Here is a 21,006-nt window from a genome sequence, read left to right on the forward strand (position 1 = left end):
CTCTTTACTCCTAAACCAGCCCGGCTTCCCGGAAGTGAACAAACAGCTCTTTTGGCCCCATAGGCAAGCGATCAATCTTCACGCCGGTGGCATTCCAGATAGCATTTCGAATGGCGGGAGCAGGGCTGATAATGGGCGGTTCACCCAAAGACTTATGGCCGCAGGCAGAATTAGGTTCCTGGGTTTCGACGAACATCCCTTCAATCTCTGGCACATCCGGGCAGGTAGGCATTTTGTAATCCAGCAGGTTGTTGTTGCGAACCTTGCCGGTGGCTGGATCGATCAGCAGCTCTTCACTCATGGCGCCGGCAATACCCATGGCTGCGCCGCCCTGCACCTGTCCCATAGCCAGTTGCGGATTGAGAATCTTGCCGGAATCGTGAACATTGAGAATGCGCTTGATGGTGACCGAGCACATAGGGATATCCACTTCCACCTCAACAAAGGTACAGCCATAGGAGTAGGCGTTGTGGGTCACTTTGTGAGAAACCTCAGAGACCAGCTGCTCGCCACGAACTTTGTGATAGTAAGCATCGTAAGCCAGTTCCTGCAGGGATAAACGAAGGCCGTTTTCTCCGGTAACTTCTGTGCCATCAATATGCAGAGTGGCTTCTGGTTGTTCGGTCATCTCAGCAGCATGAGCGAGAATCTTTGCGCGTAACTCTTCCGCAGCCTTGGTCACGGCATAGGCAAACACGTGGGTCTGGCGGGAAGCAAATGCACCAGGATCGTAAGGTGTGGAATCGGTATCAACGGATGGCAACACCTTAACCTGTTTAAGGTTGATGCCGAGAGTATCTGCGGTTAACTGGGCAATAATGGTATCGGAACCCTGACCAATCTCGGATGCGCCGCACTGCACATTAACCGAACCATCCTGATTTAAAATCATCCGGCAGCCGGAGATTTCAACAGATACTGGCCAGGTATTACTGCCATAAGAGAAACAGGCTACGCCGATGCCTCTGCGAACATCGCCAGACTGTTCCGCGAACTGTTCACGCTTTTCATTCCAGCCAAATTCTTCACGGCCACGGCTCAAACATTCCACCAAACCAGTACTGGCAATTTGCTTGCCGGATATAGGGTGAATATCACCGGTAATAGCAGCGTTCTTCAGGCGGAAATCCACCGGGTCCATGCCCAGCTTCTGGGCGGTTTCTTCCATAGCACAGTCAATGCCATAGCTGGCCTGTGGTGCGCCATAACCTCGCATGGCACCTGCGGCAGGAATATTGGAGTAGTGGGTTTTGGCGTGATAGTGGATGGCAGCCCGGGGGTACATCGGTGCCATCTTTGAACCCGCGGCCGTTGCAATCGAGTGGCCGTGGGACGCATAAGCGCCAGTGTTGGAGATAACATCCACATCTAGAGCTTTCAGGGTGCCGTCTTTATCTACGCCAACTTTGGTTTTAACTTTGAACGGGTGTCGTATACGGGTGCCAACCAGACACTCCTCCCGGGTCAGTTCGAGCTTAACCGGCAGGCCACCAAGTTTGCTGGCCAGGAAGCCCAGCATCGGTTCAATCACCACATCCTGTTTATTACCAAAGCCGCCACCAATAGGTGGCTTAACAACGCGCACTCTACCCATAGGCATATCCAGAGCCTGGGCGACGATGCGGCGGCAGATATGAGGAATCTGGGTGGAGGAGTGAATGATAATATGATCAGTGTCGTCCATATAAGCCCAGCCCACCATGGTTTCCATATGGCAGTGTTGAACCATTTGAGTGGATACCGAAGATTCCAGAGTGATATCAGCATTAGCAAAGGCTGAGTCGATATCCTTGGAACTCCACTCATGTTCGCCCACTTTATTGCCCTGTGGATGAAGCTTAAAAGCATCTGATGCCAGAGCATCCTGCTCACTCAACAGCGGTGGAAGCTCTTCGTATTCCACATCAATGAGAGAAAGCGCCTGCTTGGCGATCAGGTCATTCTCCGCCACCACGATGGCAACTTCATCACCGTGGTAGCGAACATGGTTAGTCAGAATCAGCCGGTCTTCCTTATCTCGCTTTGCTGGGTCGAGATTGTAGGCATGGCCGGCAGTCGCGAAGGGTATATCGGGAACATCCTCAAAGGTGAAAACCGCGTCCACACCAATCAGAGCTTTCGCCTTGCTGGTATCAATGCGTTTTACCAACCCGTGAGCAATTGGGCTGCGCAAGTAGTGCGCCACCCGTGCACCCTGTAGAGTTGTATCTGCTGCAAATCGGGTGCGACCAGTGACTTTGGCTTTAGCATCAACACGACTGACAGACTTTCCAATAACCATACATCCTCCGGATGTGCTGGAACTTTCATACTTGTTGTTATCAAGCTCGTTGTAATAAAAAGCTGGTGTCACCGCGATGACGCCAGTCATATCGCTAGTACTTTTCTGGAGTGGTGGGTTTGCCGTTTACCCAGGTTTTGAAGATGTTGCGATCGTCGCCCAAGGTCATCAGTACAAACAACCGCTCTTCCAGAGTTGTGGTTGTGCTCTTTCGTATCTTCTCAAGCGGTGTGGCTGCTTCTTCAACCACGATAAAGTCGGCCTCTTTACCTTCGTCAAAGTTGCCTAAACGATCTTCCAGATTGAGGCTGTGGGCACTGCCCATCGTCGCCATATAGAAACCTTCAAACGGTGGTAGGCGGTCACCCTGCAGCTGCATCACCTTGTAGGCTTCGTTAAGTGTCTGCAGCATGCTGAAGCTGGTACCCGCACCAACATCAGTTGCCAGACCAACGCGAATGTTATGTTCCTGTGCTTTACGCAGACGGAATAAACCGCTTCCAAGGAACATGTTGGAGGTTGGGCAGAAGGAGATACCGGAGTTGGTTTCCCGCATCACATGGAAATCCTGCTCATCCAGATAAATGGAGTGAGCAAAGGTGCTGTACGGGCCAGTCAGCTTGTAGTGGTCGTAGACATCCAGATAGCTGCGGCGTTCAGGGAACAGCTCCTTAACCCAGGCACATTCATTCAGGTTTTCCGCCAGGTGGGTTTGCAGGTAAACGTCAGGATATTCTTCCCGCAGACGCATCACCTGTTCCAACTGTTCTGGAGTGGAAGTGGGCGCAAAGCGAGGTAGCAGGGAGTAAAGCTGGCGACCTTTGCCATGCCACTTCTCAATCAGCTCCTTGGTTTGGGAGTAACAGCTTTCCGGGGTATCCAGCAGGTTGTCTGGCGCGTTTCGGTCCATCATCACCTTACCGGCGATCAGACGCATATTGCGCTTCTCGGCTTCTTCAAACAGCGCGTCGGCGGACTGTGGATGCACAGTGCAGAATACCAGTGCGGTGGTGGTGCCGTTATCGAGCAGGGTTTGCAGGAAAACACTGGCCATATCCCGGGCATAAGCAGGATCAGCGTATTTGGCTTCGGTCGGGAAGGTATAGGTGTTCAGCCATTCCAACAGCTGTTCGCCGTAAGAACCGATAATTTCGAGTTGGGGGAAGTGAATGTGAGTATCAATAAAACCAGGCATGATTAATCGATTCTGATAATCATAAACCCGGGTATTGGGCGTTAACCGTTGTTGGCCTTCTTCCCAGGTTCCCCGCCAGAGAATACGACCGTTGCCCATTATCATCAGACCATCCGGGGTATAGCGCACATGTTTGGCTATCTCTTCCGGATTGGTGACCACACCATCAAAGTCCAGCAGGTTACCGCGAACTGCAACTAGCTCACCGGTTACATCAACCATGAACAGACTCCTTGAACTGGTTGTTGTGCTTGTTTTGGTTAGCCCGTAATGCAACGTAATGAATGGATCGTCGGGTAATGCCGCTGCGCGGTTGTCGGTCTTCACTGCGTTCAGCACCGACCTACGCATGAGTTGTAGGTCGGTGCTGAGCAACGCGAAGCCCGACAATCTGATGGGCTATTAATGTTTTTGCTTAAGCTACAGCTTTTTCATCCAGGGCTTTCAGGACTTTTTCAGGAGTGATGTTCCACTCACGAATCCATACGCCCACAGCGTCGTGAATCGCGCTGGCAATCGCAGGAGCGGCTGCATTAACGCCAATCTCAGACACAGACTTACCACCGTAAGGGCCAATCTTGTCATCACTGGCGACCAGCTCAGCACGGAAGTCCTTAGGAATATCACCAATGCCCGGCGTACCGTAATCAGCAAAGTTGGCATTCACCACCTGGCCTTCATCGTTGTACAGCACACACTCAGACAGAGAGTGGCCAATCGCACGAATGCTGGCACCGTAAACCTGACCAAGAGCCAGCTCAGGGTTGATTGGCGTACCGCAGTCCAGCAGAGCGTGGAACTTACGCAGTTCAATCTCACCGGTTTCAGTGTCCACAGCCACTTCCACGAAGTTCGCGCCGTATGGGAAGGCAAACTTGTCAGTGATAAAGCTGCCCTTGCCCTGCAGCATGCCGCAACCGGCACCGCTTTCCGCAAAGTGAGCGACTTCAGCAAAGCTGATAGAACCGGTTTTACCTTTAACGACACCGGGGTAAACCAGTTCTACATCTTCAACGGCTTCGCCCAAACGCTCAGCACCAACTTTCAGAACCTGATCACGCAAGTCTTCAGCGGCCAGCTTGGCAGCATTACCGGAGAAGCAGGTACCACTGGACGCGTAAGCACCCTTGTCGAACAGGCAATGGTCTGTGTCACCGGAGATAACGTGGATATCGTCCAGGTCAGTGCACATCACTTCGCCAACCAGCTTTGTAACTACTGTATCCAGACCAGTACCCAGATCAGCGCCACCGGAGTGGGCAATCAAGGTTCCGTCGGAAGTCAGTTTTACAGTGGCGTTGGCCTGGTCGATATCAGCGATACCAGACTTCTGCATCATGGTGGCAACACCACGGCCAATCTTGATATGAGGCTTGGTTGGGTCTTCGGCTTTAGGCTCATTCCAGCCCAGAGACTTTTCACCACGTTCCAGAATCTCACCCAGTGCACAGCTCTCTGCAGAAGGAATACGGCTTGGCATCTTGCCTTCGCCAACCTTGCCCAGCAGAGTCAGTTCGTCACCTTCGTGAACACGGTTCTTCTTCACCATTTCCAGATGATCGATACCCAGCTCAGCAGCAGCTTCGGCAATAATCATCTGCAGGGCAAAGTTGCCTTTAGGCGCACCGTAACCCTGGTATGCGCCAGTAGGCACAATGTTGGAGTAGTAGGTGGTCACCTCGAACTTGATGTTCGGGCAGCGGAACAGCGGCAGGGAAAGTGCTGGCGCGTTGCTGGGAACAGTCAGGGAGTGGTTACCGTAAGGTCCGGTGTTGAAGCGGTAATCCACTTCAGCGGCAGTGATGGTGCCGTCTTTCTTCACACCCAACTTGATGTCGATCTTGGCAACGTGACGGGTAGAAGTCGCGATGAACTCTTCTTCACGGGTGTGACGGAAGTAAACAGGGCGACCAGTCAGGTAAGTGGCGAAGGAGCAAACGTCTTCAACCAGAATATCCTGCTTGGAACCAAAGCCACCACCCACACGTTCCTTGATAACGTGAACCTTGTTCTGCTTGATACCAAGGATACGGGCAACCTGACGGCGAACGTGCCATGGCACCTGGGTGGCGGCACGAACTACCAGACGATCGCCTTCCATATAAGTCAGGCACAGGTGAGGTTCGGGTGGACACTGCTGAGCCTGCTTGGACTCATAAGTACGCTCGATAACCAGATCGGCTTCTTCAAAGCCCTGGGTGATATCACCGATAGCGCCATGGCCACGGGCAGCAATGTTCTTGCGAGGCTCGCCACCGAATGGGAAGTTGAAGTGGATACGGCCGTCACGTTCGTCGGTATCAGCGTTCTGTTCATCCAGATCGGCAGGAGCGCCAGCACCGTAGCTGATCAGACCTTTGTGAACGATAGGCGCCTCTTCAGCCATGGCTTCGTCAACAGACATCACCGGCTTCAGCACTTCAAACTCAACCTCGATCAGCTTCAGTGCTTCTTCAGCAATTTCAACACTTTCGGCAACAACAGCAGCAACACGGTCACCGTAGTGACGCATCTTCTGACCGAACAGGCGACGATCCAGTGGAGAAGGCTCCGGGGCAGTCTGGCCACCAGGGGTGAAGTACACATCTGGGCAGTTCTTGTAAGTGATTACACTCACTACGCCAGGCAGAGCTTCGGCAGCGGCTGTATCAATGTTCTTGATGTAAGCGTGAGCGTGAGGGCTGCGCAGCATCTTCATATGGCAGGCGTTGGCAGGAACGAAGTCCTCTACGAACGCAGCTTCTGCTTTCAGAGTGCGGGCAGCATCAACCTTGCGGGTGACTTTACCAACGTGACGCAGTTCACGGTTGAAAGTGTTGTTGAACTCTTCTGCCACCTGAGTGGTGTACTCAGGGTTAGTCAGACGTTCCTTGGCAATCTCAACCGCAGTGAACACCTGTTCGTAGGCGCTTTCACGGAGGAAGATACCGGACAGCACATCGGTCACTTCTTCACGGCTGGCACCAGGGTTGCGCTTGAGCAGATCGGTCAGAACCAGAGTAACGGCTGGATCGTTATAACCGGATTGCACCGCACCAGCATCAATCATGGCGGACTGAACGGCAGACAGTTCACCGTAGACGTTTAAAGACTCTGCAGTGACAACTTCACGATCTTCCAGCTGAGCGGCAATCAGCATGGTGGCGTTTACGGCCTTACCATCCAGAAGAATGGTATCGGAACCAGCAAAGCCGTAGCCGTCATCACTGTTACGAACAGAGTTCAGGCCTTGCTCACGCAGCAACAGTTGGGCAGACATGCCAGCGTCAGACTGAACCGTGACAGGCTTGCCGTTAAGAGTAAAACTGATAGCCATTACTTATTCTCCCTGACCAGCAAGTGCTTCATTTACGAGACGGGCGATAATCACACCGCTTACACGACGACGGTAGTCTGCACTGGCACGGAAATCTGATTCCGGGAAGATGGCACCGGCCACAGTCTTGGCCAGTACATCGCTTTCGCTCTCGCCACTCAGCAGAGCTTCTGCGTCACGCAGGCGTACAGGTTTTTCAGCAACGCCAGACAGCGCCAGCCCCCAGCTGCCATCTGCCTGATGACAAACAGCGGCGGTCAGTACAGGATCAGCGGCAGCGGTGTGAGCAACCTTGTGAACCTTGAGGGCTTTCAAGTTGCAGGGCACGGACACCTTGAGAATCAGGTCTTTACTGGTTTCCTGCAGGTACTGCTCAACGGACATGACCCGTTCGTCAACCAGAGTGATGCTGGCACAGGCTGCCAGCAGAGCTGCCAGAACTGGGCTGCGGGAACAGCCGTTGGCAATTTCACCACCCAGAGTACGCTGGTTGCGGATGTTGCGGTTAAACACCAGCTTCATGGATTGTTGCAGATCGTTATGAACAGCAGGGCTGTCGATCATTTCCTGCAAAGTCACCATGGCACCAATCACGCAGTCGCTGTCGTTTACGACGATGGTGTTCAGGTCCAGATTTTCCAGGCTGATCAGCTTGGTCGGTTTGCTCTTGTTGTAGCCGGCGTTGATATGAGAACCACCGGCCAGCCAGCAGGCGGTGTCGCCGTGCTGTTGCTTGAGAGCCAGCGCGTCAGCCAGCGTCTCGGGTTTAAAGAAATCAGTCATGTTTCTCTCCTGAAATCACAAAAAACGGGTCACACCCCAAAGAACACAAACTTCATGGCGAACAGTGCAGCGAGAATCCAGATGCTGATGCTGCACTCTTGATGACGGCCGGAAAGAAGTTTGATCAGGGGGTAGGAGATGAAGCCGAGAGCGATGCCGTTTGCGATAGAGAAACTCAGAGGCATCATCAGGGCGGTAATTACTACGGGGCCGGCTTCGGTGAGGTCATCCCATTTCACTTTGGCCATGCAGCCCATCATCAGAATGGCGACATAAATCAAGGCGCCAGCTGTCGCATAACCGGGCACCATGCCGGCCAGAGGCGAGAGGAACAGGGTCAGCAGGAACAGTCCGCCGATAACAACAGCGGTGAGGCCGGTACGGCCACCTGCGGCTACGCCGGAAGCACTCTCAACATAAGTGGTTACTGTTGGAGCACCAAAAACAGCACCAATCCAGGATGCGGTTCCGTCGGTGATCATGGCGCGGCTCATGTTCTTCATTTTGCCGTTTTTGTCAGCAAGGCCTGCGCGGTCACCTACAGCAATCAGAGTGCCGGTAGTGTCGAACAGGTTTACGAACATAAAGGCAACGATGACGCCGATCATATCTGGGGAAAGGGAACCCATGATGTCCAGCTTACCGAGAACCGGTTCCATGCTGGGAGGCATGGAAACAAGGCCGGTGTATTCCACATCACCAGCGGCCAGGGCAATCAGGGAAACAATAACAATGGCCATAAGCACAGCCGCTTGTTTGCCGCGTTGTGCCAGACCAAGAATCAGGAACAGGCTGAGGCTGGCCATCACTGGTGCAAAGGCGGTGATATCACCCAGGCCAACCAGCGTGCCCTGGTTGGCAATTACAATGCCGGAGCCTTTCAGGCCGATCAGAGCCAGGAACATACCAATGCCGCAAGTGATACCGATGCGTAGGCTGTTGGGTATGCTGTTGATAATCCACTCCCGAACCTTGAACAGGCTCAGCAGCATAAATCCGATACCGCCCCAGAAGACTGCGCCCATGGCAGATTCCCAGGAGTGTCCCATGCCGAGGACGACGGCGTATGCGAAGAAGGCATTCAAACCCATGCCCGGTGCCAGGCCAACAGGCCAGTTGGCAAATAAGCCCATTATGATGCAGCTGATGGCAGATATCAGACAGGTGGCAACAAAGACCGCCCCGTAATCCATTCCTGCTGCGGAGAGCATGCCGGGTATAACAAAAACCACGTAGCACATGGTTACGAACGTGGTGAAGCCGGCAATCACCTCGGTTTTAACGGTGGTGCCGTGAGCCTTGAGTTGAAACAGCGTCTCAAGAAGGGATTCTCCGCCTTTGGATGTCAGCTCTTGGCTGTCCATGGCGGGAACATCAGACTGAAGAGTGTCAGCTTTACCCATGTTGTCCCCCTGAGATAGTTAGTGAAATTGGTCTTGGAAGTTGATGCCCCCGTTAACCGGGGGCTCCTTGGTTTTGCCGGTTAGGGCAGAGCGTCCATGTTTTTCCACAGGCGCTCAGCGGCGACCCGTGCTTTGGCGTAGATGTCGGAGACATCAAATGGGAATTCAAAGTCTTCGTAGCTGACCTTGCCGTTCACGATTACAGTGCGTACACCGGTGCTGTTCATGCCGAAGGCGAAGTGGCCTGGCAGGTTGTCTGCACACAGAGGCGTTGGGCTGTTGTAGTCATAAACAACGATGTCAGCTTTGTAGCCGGCTTCCAGGCGGCCGAACTGAGCGCCAAAATTACGGGCCAGCAGCTCGTTACCGTTGTTCAGGAACTTGAGGAAACTGTCAGGCCACATGGGACCGCCATCGTCACGGTGCTTGAAGAAGGCAAACTTCAGTTCTTCAAACATATCGGCGCCGATACCGTCGGTACCCAGTGCCACGTTCTTGTACTTGGGCAGATTGCTATTGTACTTCACGTGGTTGTTCATGTTGGAGCGGGCGTTGTGCAGCAAAAAGGCATCACGCTCGTTCAACAGGTCGATATCGGAATCCAGTAAGCCGGCACCGTGACCGATCACGCTCTTGCTGTTCAGCAGACCGAAGCTGTCCAGGCGTGCCAGCAGTTCCTGACCGTAGTGATGACGGCTGTGGGAGCAGTCATAAATATCTTCTGCAACGTGGATATGCAGACCGCGGTTGGTTTCCTTGCAGGCTTCAGCCAGAAGGCCTAGGCCATCGTTAGGAATGGTAAACGGCGCGTGTCCACCGATATGGGATTCCACCAGATAAGAAGAAGGATCTTCTTTCTTGGTCTTGTCGATGAAGTTGGCGAAGTCGATGTTCTCCTGAACACCTGCTTCCACTTCCTTCATGCCTTCGTTGCGGTCAGTAGTTTCGTAGCAGGTCATACCACGGAGGTTGGCCAGCAGGAAGCCTTCGCGCAGAGTCTTGAGGGAACCTTTGATGTAGCTTGGAGAGGCGTGGTGATCGATAACGGAAGTACAGCCGGACATGATGGCTTCGAGGGAACAGATAGCGCTGCTGTAGTAGGCGATCTCTTCATCAAAGCCCCGGTCCATGCGCCACCACAGGTTTTTCAGGGTGGAGATAAAGTCCGGGCAAGGGTCAATATTCGCCATTACACCGCGGGACAGGCCGGAGTAGTAATGGTGGTGGCCACAAACAATGCCGGGGAAAACCAGCTTGCCAGTGGCATCGATAGTTTTCAGCACACCTTCAGTGCTGAGGTTGGTGCCAACCTCTTTGATCTGGTCGTTCTCAACCAGAATATCCACGCCTTCGGTCACCTTGGCGGGATGAAACTCGACAGCTGTCGCGTTTTTAATCAGAAGCATTGCGCTTCCTCCTAGAATTCTTTTGCTTTGTCGCTGCGTAGGTTGGGTTAGACGCGAAACGCCGTAACCCAACAGGTTTCTTTCGCTTTAGGGAATCACATGTCCGAGCAGGTGACGGTACTCACGGTGAACGTGGGTCAGCACCTTGCACATGTCTTCCGCACCTTCAGGGATAATGCCGTCCAGCTGGCTATCTGCATTGATAGACAGACGGAACTCTTCACCCTTGAAGCGCACCTGAACATCGCCTTCCTTCACAAGGAAACCCGTGTTAGTGCTGCTATCAAAATCTTCCTGCAGGCTGAAGATGGTCAGCTTGGACTTGTAAGGCAGGCTCTTGTAGCTACAGAACGCGCCACAGTTGCCACACTCGTTGCAGTAAGCGTCAAGGTGAACAACCTGGAAGGCATCCTTAAAGCCAGGAACAGGGATGGATACGTTGGCACGGTTAGGGCAAACATCTACGCACTTGGTGCAGATGTGCTCGCATTCCAGGCAACGAGTCGCTTCGCGGGCCGCCAGTTGACGATGATCTTTTTCATCAATCTCAGTCAGCGGAATCACACCCTTCTTGCTGTAGATAGCGTCGGCGTGGTTGCTTTCCGGGATGGTGAACTCAGGCAGGGTGATACCTTCGCGAGCCATAATCTCATCGGCTGCTTTACGGCCACCGCTGATAGCGCTCACGATAGTGGCTGGGCCAGTGGCTGCGTCACCAGTGAGGAATACACCTTCAACAGCAGTTTCCATGCTGTCGGACAGCGTTGGCCAGCCATCTTCACCCATGGGGATGCCCATGGCGGTGAGCATGTCACGGTCAGCCTGCTCGCCGATGGCGGAGATTAGGGTGTCGATCTTGTGAGAAGTTGTAGCGCTGGTTGCAACAGGGCTGCGACGACCACGGGCATCTGGCTCACCAAGAACCATGGTGCGGCAAGTCAGTTCGCCCTGCGCCATTGCTTCAGGGTTGCTCAGGAAGCGGAATTCCGCGCCATCCTTGCAGGCGTTTTCGTACTCTTCCCGGTCAGCAGGCATTTCGTTTTCGGTACGGCGATAGAAGACAGTGACCTTCTCAACACCTTCAACCTGCAGAGCAGCACGGGCGCTATCCATAGCGGTGTTACCACCACCAACAACGGCAACGTGGGAACCGATGTTCAGGCTGGCGCGGTCTTTATTAAAGGTGCGCAGGAAGTCCAGAGACTTGATGACGTTAACGCCTTCACCTTCCAGACGAATTGGGTTGCCTTTCTCAGCGCCAACACCCAGAACAACGTAGTCAAAGCCACTTTCTTTCAGGGAGTTTACGTTGATGTCTGGAGAGCAGTTGAACTCAAACTGTACGCCGTGCTCAGCAACAAAATCGATATCCTGCTGGATAGCGCTTTCTGGCAGACGGAACTGAGGAATAACGTTCTTAACAATACCGCCAGCGTTAGGCTCTTTCTCAAACACAGTCACTGGAATACCAGCGCGAGACAGGAACAGGGCAGAAGCCAGACCAGCAGGGCCAGCACCGATAACGGCAGCACGCTTGTCGCTGTTCAGGTCAGGCTTGGTCCAGCCAGCTTTGTATTCTTCCCAGCCATTTTCCAGAGCGATGCGCTTCAATTCGCGAATCTTCACCGCGCCTTCATAGTTCTGACGGGTGCAGCTGTACTGACACTGGTGATCACAAATGTGACCAGTGATACCTGGCAGAGCGTTCTTGGAATAGATAACAGCCAGAGCGTCACGGTAGCGACCTTCGGCAACCAGCTGAATGTACTCAGGAACATCCTGGCTGATAGGGCAGGCTTCTTTACAGGGAGCAATAAAGCAGTCTGTTAGTGGAGACTCGCCATCCTTACGGTTTGGCGTATCGTGCCAGTCTTTACGGGTGTAAGGGTCTTCACCGCTGGTGGCGCGAGCAGCCAGTTTTTCAACAGCTTCCACGTCGATGCAGTCCATGCCCCAGGACGTAGTCTTTTCCAGAGCTTCTGCACAATCCTTCAAACGCAGGTAACCGCCGGGCTTGAGCAGGTCGGTTGCCATGGTGATAGGACGGATACCAGTATTGAAGATGTCAGCAATGTTGCCTTTCCATGCACCACCGGAGTAGGACATTGGTAGCTGGCCCTGGAATACGCGAGCCAGAGTCGCTGCAACAGTGATAGTCAGTGGGTACAGCGCACGACCAGACATGTACATCTCTGCGTCTGGCAGGAATTCCTTCTTATTAACGGAACCCAGAGTGTTGGTAAGCTTTACACCAAATCCACGACCATGGTCTTTTGCAGCCTTGAGCAGGCGCTCCAGCATAGGCAGAGCATCGTTCAGCTGCAGGTCGTGAGTGAAAGATTCTTCTTTCAGGTGAATGTTGGTGAAGCCCAGATGGTCGAGAATGCCACGAACCTTTTCGAAGCCCAGCAGTGTTGGGTTCAGTTTTACAAAGGTGTTGATCCCCTTTTCTGTCAGCATGTAGTGACAAATTTTTTCGATTTCATCAGGTGGGCAGCCGTGCATGGTAGACAGGGTCACGGACTTGCACATCTGTGACGGAACACGGGCAGGAACCTTACGCAGCTCTTCCAGACGGTCTGCACAGTTAAAGGTGGACAGGAACTCAGGGCTTTCCAGCCACTCAGTCAGTTCCTGACGGTATTGTTCCAGCAGAGGATGGCTGGACGCATCAAGCATGTTATCAATGAAGAACTGCATTGGCGCAGTCTTGATGCCTTCCAGATCGTAACCAACACTCATGTTGAAGATGAAGGTCTTTTCGCCACCCATCTGAGGGTCGAACAGTTCCTCCAGAGCGTGCAGGATAAACCAGGCTTTAATGTACTCGTCGTAAGCCTTGATCAGAGTGAATTCAGTAGACCACTCACAGTTGTAGGCTTCGTCTTCGGAATCAATACAGGGCTTGGACACTTCCAGCTCGTCCAGTTTCTGTACTGTTTTCAATTCGATGAAACGGGCACCAGTGCACCAGGACGTAATAATGTTCTGGGTCAGCTGGGTATGAGGGCCAGCAGCCGGGCCGACTGGAGTTGCACAGGCTTCGCCGAAAACACGGATCTTGCCAGTGTTATTCTTGCGGAAGAACTGTCGTGCAGGGATGCCAAACAGAGTTTGAGTTTTACGGAATTCCCCGGTAATTCGTTTCAGCAGCTCGCTGAACGGAACCGGGCGCATGATATCACCCATGATTAAACGCTCCTGTCATCTGGTCTGGGAAAGGAGCTGCGGAACCATACTCGGGTGTACCGCTTGCCCCTGCTGGTTTTAAACCAGGCCCCCTGGGTTGTTGTTCATTACCTGCCGTTTATTTATCAAGCAGGATGGAAATCTATGGCGTTAACTTTATTTGATACTTGCACGTCACTTGCCAAAATTATTAATCAGGCAGATGTCTGATGGTGTAAGTTCTATTCAAATGATCTGAAGCAATAAATACATGGGTTGTTTTCAGATTTTTTAATGGTTTCACGGTTTTACGCTCTGATTATTAACCTGTTTATATCGCTATTAATCAGGTTTTTAATATTTCTATTGGCTTGTTGATAATGAATTTCATTAACGGGTTTTTCATATCGAACTGATAATTGTTAAAGGCGACAGTTTTCATATTGATATTCAATTAATATTGATAAAGTTAAATTGTTTTATCCTCTAGATCATATTTTTTGATTTTTCTGTAAAGAGTTGCGATGCCTATGCCAAGAGCTTTGGCTGCTTTTTGTTTGGTATCGTGATGATTGGCAAAACGATCCAGAGCTTGGTTGATAAGGTTCTTTTCCAGAGCTTCGAGATTTAGCTGGTCGTCACTTGCTGCCATATAAGGGTTTGGTAAATCGCTTTCCTGCAGACTTGCGCGATGCTCAAGACTGGCTGAGCCATCGGTTTTTGTCTGAACAAAATGTTCCCGCATGCGAGCTGGCAACAGGTTTGTGGTTACCGGAAGGGTTGGGTCGGCAACGTTCACAAGATATTCGATCATATTGGACAGTTCTCGAATATTTCCTGGCCACCGCCAGTTGCGCAAACAGGCCATGGTTCTGGGTTCAAGAGCCGGGCGATGCCGTGCCAGAGCTTTTGAGTGATAAGCAAGAAAGTGCTCAATCAACAGATCTATATCTTCTCCCCGCTCCCGCAGTGGCGGCAGATCAAGGGGGACAACGTTCAGTCGGTAAAACAAATCTTCCCGGAATTCGCCCCTTTCAATCAGGTCTTCAAGGTCGCGGTGAGTCGCGGAAAGTATACGAATGTCTACCGGATAGACCTGTGAAGAACCTACGGGAGTAACTTCCCGGCGATCAAGAACCCGCAAAAGTTTGGCTTGAAGGTGAAGAGACATATCGCCGACCTCATCCAGGAACAGAGTGCCTCCGTTTGCCTGACGGATAAGGCCTTCGCTGCCTTTTTGATTAGCTCCGGTGAATGCGCCTTTGGCATAGCCAAACAGTTCACTCTCCAGCAGTTGTTCAGGAATAGCCGCGCAGTTGATAGCAATAAAAGGTTTATCCGCACGGCGGCTGGCACTGTGAACTGCACGGGCAAACACTTCTTTACCAGTGCCGGATTCACCACGAATCATAACGCTGGAAGGACTGTCTGCTACCCGGCGAACCTGCTTGAGCAGCTTTTGAATTTGTTCGCAGTTGCCCACTACTCGAGTGTGGTCGGGAGTCTCAGTGGTGGACTGCTGATTCTGCGCTAGTCCTAGAGAGAGTAGGCGGTAATCGCCCAGCGACGTTTGCTGGCCGGGGATGATGCGATCCTGGCCATCGTAGGTGACAACATAATGGGTTTCCGCACGGCCTGTGCTGTTGCACAGGCCAAAAGGCCGGGTGCTGATATCTGGTAGAGCGCCCTCGCTTTCGGGAAGTTTTAGTTGCTGGCGGGCGGCAGTGTTAATGTATTCCAGTTTGCCCTGAGAGCTGAAAAGCATGAGTCCCTGCTGCAGAGTGTTGGCAATCAGGGGCAGGGTTTCAGCCCACGGGGTGTCATTTTGGAATCTGCTGGTTGCCTGCAGGTTGTTCTGTGACTCTTTGCAGGCTTGGTTCAAATATAGGCGTGTAGTGGTTTTGCAGTAAGCCTGCAGTGTGCCGGAATTCTTCAGTAACTGGCTGCGCTGTTCCTCTGTATGACAGGAGAGTCTGGTGACACCAATGCAGCGGCTTTCGGATTTTGTGATATCAAGAGTACTTGGGCTTTGTGATACACCGCTGTCATCTGGATCACCAATCGTCAGCGGCATGACCATCATGGCCAGGGATTTTCTGTGGGTTTTGCAATCCACAAAACGACGACACTGGTGACATAAAGGGTCGGATACCGTATTGCGGACAGTCAGCGGCTGCCGTGTATTCAGTACTTTCTTCAATATCAGACAGTCGGAAGGTTTCTGCCCAGACGCATTACCACCGGTGTCGGCGACCTTGATGATACGTTCATCATAGAGTTCAACATCCAGCTTCATAATACGAGACAGCACCTGAGCACATCGGGTTGCTGTCGATTGAACCGTCATCAGTACAGATGATGAGGGATTGTGAGGCAAGCAAGGCTCCTGACCACAGACTGCGACACTCATCGACTAAACGGTGACGGGGACGTGAAGTGACTGTGGGATAACATTAAATGTAATTAGTAATGAAAATTGAACTATGACTTATGGCAATGTGTCGTTTTTTTAATGATGACATGCCTAGTTTTTTGAAAGATAAGAAAGTCTATTTGATTTAAATCATGCTGGAATCATTTTGATGTTGACGCTTATGGTTGGCTCTAATATTTATTAATTGTTCTCAAATGATCCCGAGCGCTGGTCTTCAGGTAATAGGTCTGGTCGTTGTTCTTATGGAGTTTGTGAATGTATTTATTTTTCTCACGAAAAATTCATAAGAATAGCTAATGCCTTTTAAGATCTATGTTGAATCATTGTTGTACGCCCAGCGATATTCCTGTTTCGGCAAGGTAAGCCTCAGGTGTATCGATATCCCGGTATATTTCGGGGGAGGATACCGGGATATGAATACAATCATCTTTTAAGAGTTGTTTCATCGGGTTGTTGTGATCGGCATTTAGCAGCGCCGGGATCATTGAGTTCGTTATTAAAACAGGATGGCCTGACTGACCATTACAAACCGGAAAAACTGCACACTTTTTACGAGCCGCTTCGGCTCTCGCTGACCAGAGGTCGCTAAAGTTTTGCCGGTTCAGAAAGGGCAGGTCTCCATGAGTGATAAAGACAAAGTCAGAAGAGACATGAGCGAGGCCGGTGAGAACCGAGCTGGTTAGCCCCTGCCGGTAATCAGGATTAAAGACCAGATGAATATTGTCCTGGTTCTGGTACCGCTCAAAAAGTTCATCACTGCGGTGACCGGTTACAAGAATCACCCTGTGGCAGAACGAGAGGGCATTGGCAAGGGAGCAATCCAGAATCGTGTGTTGCTCCTCAGATTTGTCGCCAAGAGATTGAGATTTATTGACGAGAGGAAGCTGTAGCTTCCACTCCCCCATACGGGATGAGAGCCCGGCCGCAAGAACAACGCAGTCCACCGGTTGTGGATATTCAGATGTCGGCCCCTCGAAATCCTGTTTTCCAAAAGCCTGTTGCTCAGCAGCACAGGTCGCATTCTGGGAGGTTTTGGAATGTCTGTTCACCGCACAGCCCCTGTGCTCAACTCTCAAGAAGAGCCTCAAATAGATCATCGAAAGCATCCCCTTTCTGACAAAAATCAAAGAAATATCAGTGGGGCATTTGCGCTGCCTTCATTCTTTGAAAAAGGCGCTGAACGCATTATCGCGATCACAGGAGCCGGAGGAAAGAGCACGCTGATGTATGGGCTGGCCGATGAGCTGGCCGAGCAAGGTCTGCGGGTTATTGTCACAACCACTACAAAAGTTTATCGCCCCAGCCACTATCCCATCTCTACCCCTGATTCTGTTCAGACTCTTTCTAAGGGGGAGATCCGCATTGTTGGTAACCCCTGTGCGGAAGAACCAGCCAAATTGTCGGCAGTGGATACCCATCATCCATTTAGCTGGGTAACAAACGATATCTGTGATGTGGTTCTGGTCGAAGCCGACGGTGCCCGAGCAAAACCCTTAAAAGCTCCCAAACCTGGTGAACCAGTTCTGCCAATTGGTTGTGATCTGGTTATTGGCGTAACCGGCTGGGATGGATTGGCTGCACCTGCAGGCCCGGAAGTGATTCACCGCTGGCCATTGTTCCAGAAACTGACCGGCCAGATTGAAGGGGAGCCGGTTAATGACTTTGCCCTTATTCGTTTACTGAACAGCACAAAAGGTTTGTTTGGAGAGGTTCCCGCTTCAGCCAGAGTGTGCTGGCTGATTAATAAAGTTGAAGATGAGTACGACTGGGCTGAGGCGCGGGTGATGTGCCAGACAGCTCTTCTGTACAGTCACCGTATTGATACTGCTGTGATAGGGGCTCTGCAATCCACCGACAGAGCTCTGGAAAGTGTTTTTAACCGGCACTGAAAACAAGTATCAAATTGGAAAGATGTCAGGATTACTATGAATCTGTTTGCCGAAGCTGCCCGCTTAACTGAAAGTAATACTCCTTTTGCTCTTGCTACTATTGTTTCCACAAAAGGTTCTGCGCCCAGGCACTCTGCCCAGATGCTTGTTCGTCGTGATGGCACTGCCATTGGTACTGTTGGTGGAGGATTGGTCGAACGTTATGTGACCGACCAGGCGGTAGAAGCTATTCAGGCACGTAAACCAAGAACGGTTGAGGGTAGCCTGACCCGCAAAGGCAAAAACTCTCTGGATATGGATTGCGCAGGTGCCATGACCGTTCATATAGACGTGCATGGTCTCAAACCCCGCCTGATTCTTGCTGGTGGCGGTCATGTGAATCGGGCCGTAGCAAAACTTGCTGGTGATATGGGTTTTGATATCACGGTTGTAGACAGCTACCAGCCAAGTCTGGATGCTTTGCATTTTCCTCAGGGAACCCATCTTGTATATGGCGAGACCATGGCTGAAGGTTTGGCAACTCTTGAAATCGACAGCAGTTGCTATGTACTGGTTGCTACCAACCATGAAGACACCGATGGCCTGGGCGCAGTTATTGAATCTTCCGCTGCATACATTGCTCTGCTGGGAAGCCGTACCAAGGTAAAAACCCTGAAGCAGCGTATGTTGGAACGGGGCGTCAGTGAGGAAGTTGTTGCCAACCTCAGAGCGCCTGTTGGACTGGATATTGGTGCCGAGACGCCTATGGAAATTGCGGTCAGTATACTGGCTGAAATTTTGATGGAGCGAAATGATCGCAGCGGTCAGGCGATGCGCAAAGGTATCCGCAATGGCGGCGGTAATCTGGTTGTTGTGCGGGGGGCGGGTGATATCGCTACCGGTACAGCTGTGCGTTTATTCAACAGCGGCTTCCAGGTTGCCATGCTGGATATTGCCAAGCCCACGGTGATTCGTACGACAGTGTCTTTTGCTCAGGCTCTTTATCAGGACAGTATTGAGGTTGAAGGTATAACTGCTGTTAAGGCGTCGTCTGTTTCTGAGGCCTGGCGTTTGATCGAAGCTGGCAAAATTCCAGTGTTTGTCGATCCGGAGGGCAGCACTCTTCGTCAGTTGAAACCTGCTGTGCTGGTGGATGCCATTCTGGCTAAGCGTAATACTGGAACAAACCGGGATATGGCACCTCTGACGGTAGCTCTCGGCCCAGGCTTCAGTGCAGGGGAAGATGTTGACGTTGTGGTAGAAACCAAACGTGGGCATAACCTTGGACGAGCGATTACTAACGGTCCGGCTGCTGAAAACACAGGTATACCAGGTGTTATTGGTGGCTATGGGGAAGAACGGGTTATTCGAGCGCCAAGTAATGGAGTTATGGAACCTGTCGTTAAGATCGGGGATATCGTTTCTGAGGGTGACCTGCTTGCAAGAGTGAACGGTGAAGATGTTATTGCGCGTATCGCTGGCAAAGTTCGGGGTATGTTGAATGGCGGATTAGAAGTAACGTCTGGTTTCAAGGTGGGAGATATTGACCCTCGTGGAGAGGATGCAGACCACCTTACGGTTTCGGATAAAGCCCGTGCTGTTGCCGGTGGAGTACTGGAAGCTGTAATGACATTTCGCCGCACGAACTAAACAGTAGTTGAAGAATATTTCTATTTTTTAATGGGTCTGCATAGGCAAAACCTGTGCGGATCATTGATGCTAGGTGAAATCACTAATAGCTTTGTGAAAAAACCTTACATTCATCACTCAGAAGGCTCTATATAGTCCCACGCTTCGTGTGCCTATTCTCATGGCACACATTAAACGCTGCCAAAAGCCTCTACCTGGCAGGTTTCGATTTACCACCACTTAGAGATAATAATGAACCGCGCTTTTAAGATTCTTCTTGCCGGAGTCGGCATAAACCTGTGCATGGGTGTTCTGTACGCCTGGAGTGTATTCAGCAAAGCTCTCGTAAGCATGATGGGCTGGTCCAATGCTGATGCAGGTATGCCTTACACAATCGGCATCGTAACTTTCGCAGCTGGCGTACTGATCGCCGGTAACCTGCAGGACCGTATGGGTCCTCGTAACCTGGTAATCTCCGGTGCCACCATGGTTGGCCTGGGCATGATTGCTTCCAGCTTCGCGACTACTCCTCTGGCTCTGCTGTTGACCTTCGGTGTCCTGGTTGGTACCGGTATCGGTTTTGCTTACGCCTGTCTGAGCCCTTCTGCCATGAAGTGGTTCCACCCATCCAAGAAAGGCATGGTTAACGGCCTGATCGCTGGTGGTTTCGGTATGGCTCCTCTGTACCTGGCCCCAACGACTAACGCTCTGATTGCTAATGTTGGTATCAACAGTGCCTTCCTGTACCTGGGTATTGGCGTTCTGATTGTTGCCGTACCTCTGGCCTGCACCATCGTTAACCCACCAAAAGACTACAAAGCTGAAGTACCTGCTGGCTACAAAGCTCCAGCCGGTAAGACTGACACCCATAACTTCACCTGGCGTGAAATGGTTAAGACCCGTCAGTTCTACATGATGTGGATCATGTTCTCCTTCGCTTCCTCCGCAGGCCTGATGCTGATTGGTAACATCACCAGCATCGCTGCTGTACAGGGTGGCATCACCGAAGCGGCTTACCTGGTATCCCTGTTGGCAGTATTCAACACCTGTGGCCGTGTCGTTATGGGTATGCTGTCTGACAAGATCGGCCGTGTTAAGACCCTGATGCTGGTTATCGCTCTGCAGCTGGGCAACATGGTTCTGTTCCCGAACCTGACTACTGAAATGGGCTTCGTACTGGGCGCTGCTCTGGCTGGCGTTGGCTACGGCGCGCTGCTGAGCATCTTCCCATCCATGACTGCCGACTACTTCGGCATGAAGAACTACGGCTCCAACTTCGGTGTGGTTTACACCGCCTGGGGTATCAGTGGCTTCATGGGTCCTGTTATGGCTGGTATGGTTGTTGACGCAACTGGCTCCTACGCTATCGCTTACACTGTATCCGCGGTAATGCTGGGTATTGCAGGTGCCATGGCGTTCCTGACCAAGCCAGTTAACGTTGAAGAGCTGAAGCAGAAAGGTGTTCTGGCTGCTGCCTGATCACTGATTTAGCTCAGCTTCTCCAGAGAAAGCCCCCGATACTT

At 51.8% G+C, this 21,006-nt stretch carries 12 protein-coding genes; 3 read left to right on the forward strand and 9 right to left on the reverse strand.

Annotated features, from left to right (window positions below):
- Positions 1–10: 10 nt before the first annotated feature.
- From xdhA to ACY2RR_RS06500, 9 genes are all read right to left on the reverse strand, one after another.
- Positions 11–2,371 carry a xanthine dehydrogenase subunit XdhA gene (gene xdhA / locus ACY2RR_RS06460; RefSeq protein ID WP_490107321.1) on the reverse strand — a complete coding sequence of 787 codons (2,361 nt, stop codon included), beginning with the start codon at positions 2,369–2,371 and terminating at the stop codon, positions 11–13.
- Between the two features lie 4 nt (positions 2,372–2,375).
- Positions 2,376–3,698, reverse strand: a complete 1,323-nt coding sequence (guaD, locus tag ACY2RR_RS06465; protein WP_490107322.1) for a guanine deaminase — start codon at positions 3,696–3,698, stop codon at positions 2,376–2,378.
- Positions 3,699–3,891: 193 nt separating this feature from the next.
- Entirely contained in the window at positions 3,892–6,792 is a 2,901-nt protein-coding gene (locus ACY2RR_RS06470) for a molybdopterin-dependent oxidoreductase Mo/Fe-S-binding subunit (RefSeq protein ID WP_490107323.1), read from the reverse strand.
- Between the two features lie 3 nt (positions 6,793–6,795).
- Positions 6,796–7,575 carry an FAD binding domain-containing protein gene (locus tag ACY2RR_RS06475; RefSeq protein ID WP_490107324.1) on the reverse strand — a complete coding sequence of 260 codons (780 nt, stop codon included), beginning with the start codon at positions 7,573–7,575 and terminating at the stop codon, positions 6,796–6,798.
- 29 nt (positions 7,576–7,604) lie between these two features.
- Positions 7,605–8,939, reverse strand: coding sequence for an NCS2 family permease (locus tag ACY2RR_RS06480; RefSeq protein ID WP_490107881.1), 1,335 nt, complete (start codon positions 8,937–8,939; stop codon positions 7,605–7,607).
- A 119-nt stretch (positions 8,940–9,058) separates the two neighbouring features.
- Complete coding sequence (ssnA, locus tag ACY2RR_RS06485; RefSeq protein WP_490107325.1) at positions 9,059–10,384, reverse strand: putative aminohydrolase SsnA; 1,326 nt, start codon at positions 10,382–10,384, stop codon at positions 9,059–9,061.
- Between the two features lie 87 nt (positions 10,385–10,471).
- Positions 10,472–13,573: a putative selenate reductase subunit YgfK gene (gene ygfK, locus ACY2RR_RS06490; protein WP_490107326.1), complete on the reverse strand. Its 3,102-nt coding sequence runs from the start codon at positions 13,571–13,573 to the stop codon at positions 10,472–10,474.
- Positions 13,574–14,021: 448 nt separating this feature from the next.
- On the reverse strand, positions 14,022–15,929 hold the full coding sequence (locus ACY2RR_RS06495; RefSeq protein ID WP_490107327.1) for a sigma-54 interaction domain-containing protein: 1,908 nt from the start codon (positions 15,927–15,929) through the stop codon (positions 14,022–14,024).
- 377 nt (positions 15,930–16,306) lie between these two features.
- A complete protein-coding gene (locus ACY2RR_RS06500) occupies positions 16,307–17,035 on the reverse strand; it encodes an NTP transferase domain-containing protein (protein ID WP_490107328.1) in 729 nt (242 codons plus the stop codon).
- Between ACY2RR_RS06500 and yqeC the strand changes: the two genes are divergently transcribed.
- From yqeC to ACY2RR_RS06515, 3 genes are all read left to right on the forward strand, one after another.
- The gene (gene yqeC, locus ACY2RR_RS06505) at positions 17,024–17,875 is read left to right on the forward strand and encodes a selenium cofactor biosynthesis protein YqeC (protein WP_490107329.1); all 852 of its coding nucleotides are present in this window, start codon (positions 17,024–17,026) and stop codon (positions 17,873–17,875) included. The two genes, ACY2RR_RS06500 and yqeC, sit on opposite strands and share 12 nt — an antisense overlap.
- Positions 17,876–17,911: 36 nt before the next feature.
- Positions 17,912–19,504, forward strand: a complete 1,593-nt coding sequence (gene yqeB / locus ACY2RR_RS06510) for a selenium-dependent molybdenum cofactor biosynthesis protein YqeB (protein WP_490107330.1) — start codon at positions 17,912–17,914, stop codon at positions 19,502–19,504.
- 231 nt (positions 19,505–19,735) lie between these two features.
- Positions 19,736–20,962: an L-lactate MFS transporter gene (locus ACY2RR_RS06515; protein ID WP_490107331.1), complete on the forward strand. Its 1,227-nt coding sequence runs from the start codon at positions 19,736–19,738 to the stop codon at positions 20,960–20,962.
- Positions 20,963–21,006: the final 44 nt, after the last annotated feature.

The organism is Parendozoicomonas sp. 2304DJ65-17, from assembly GCF_058148445.1.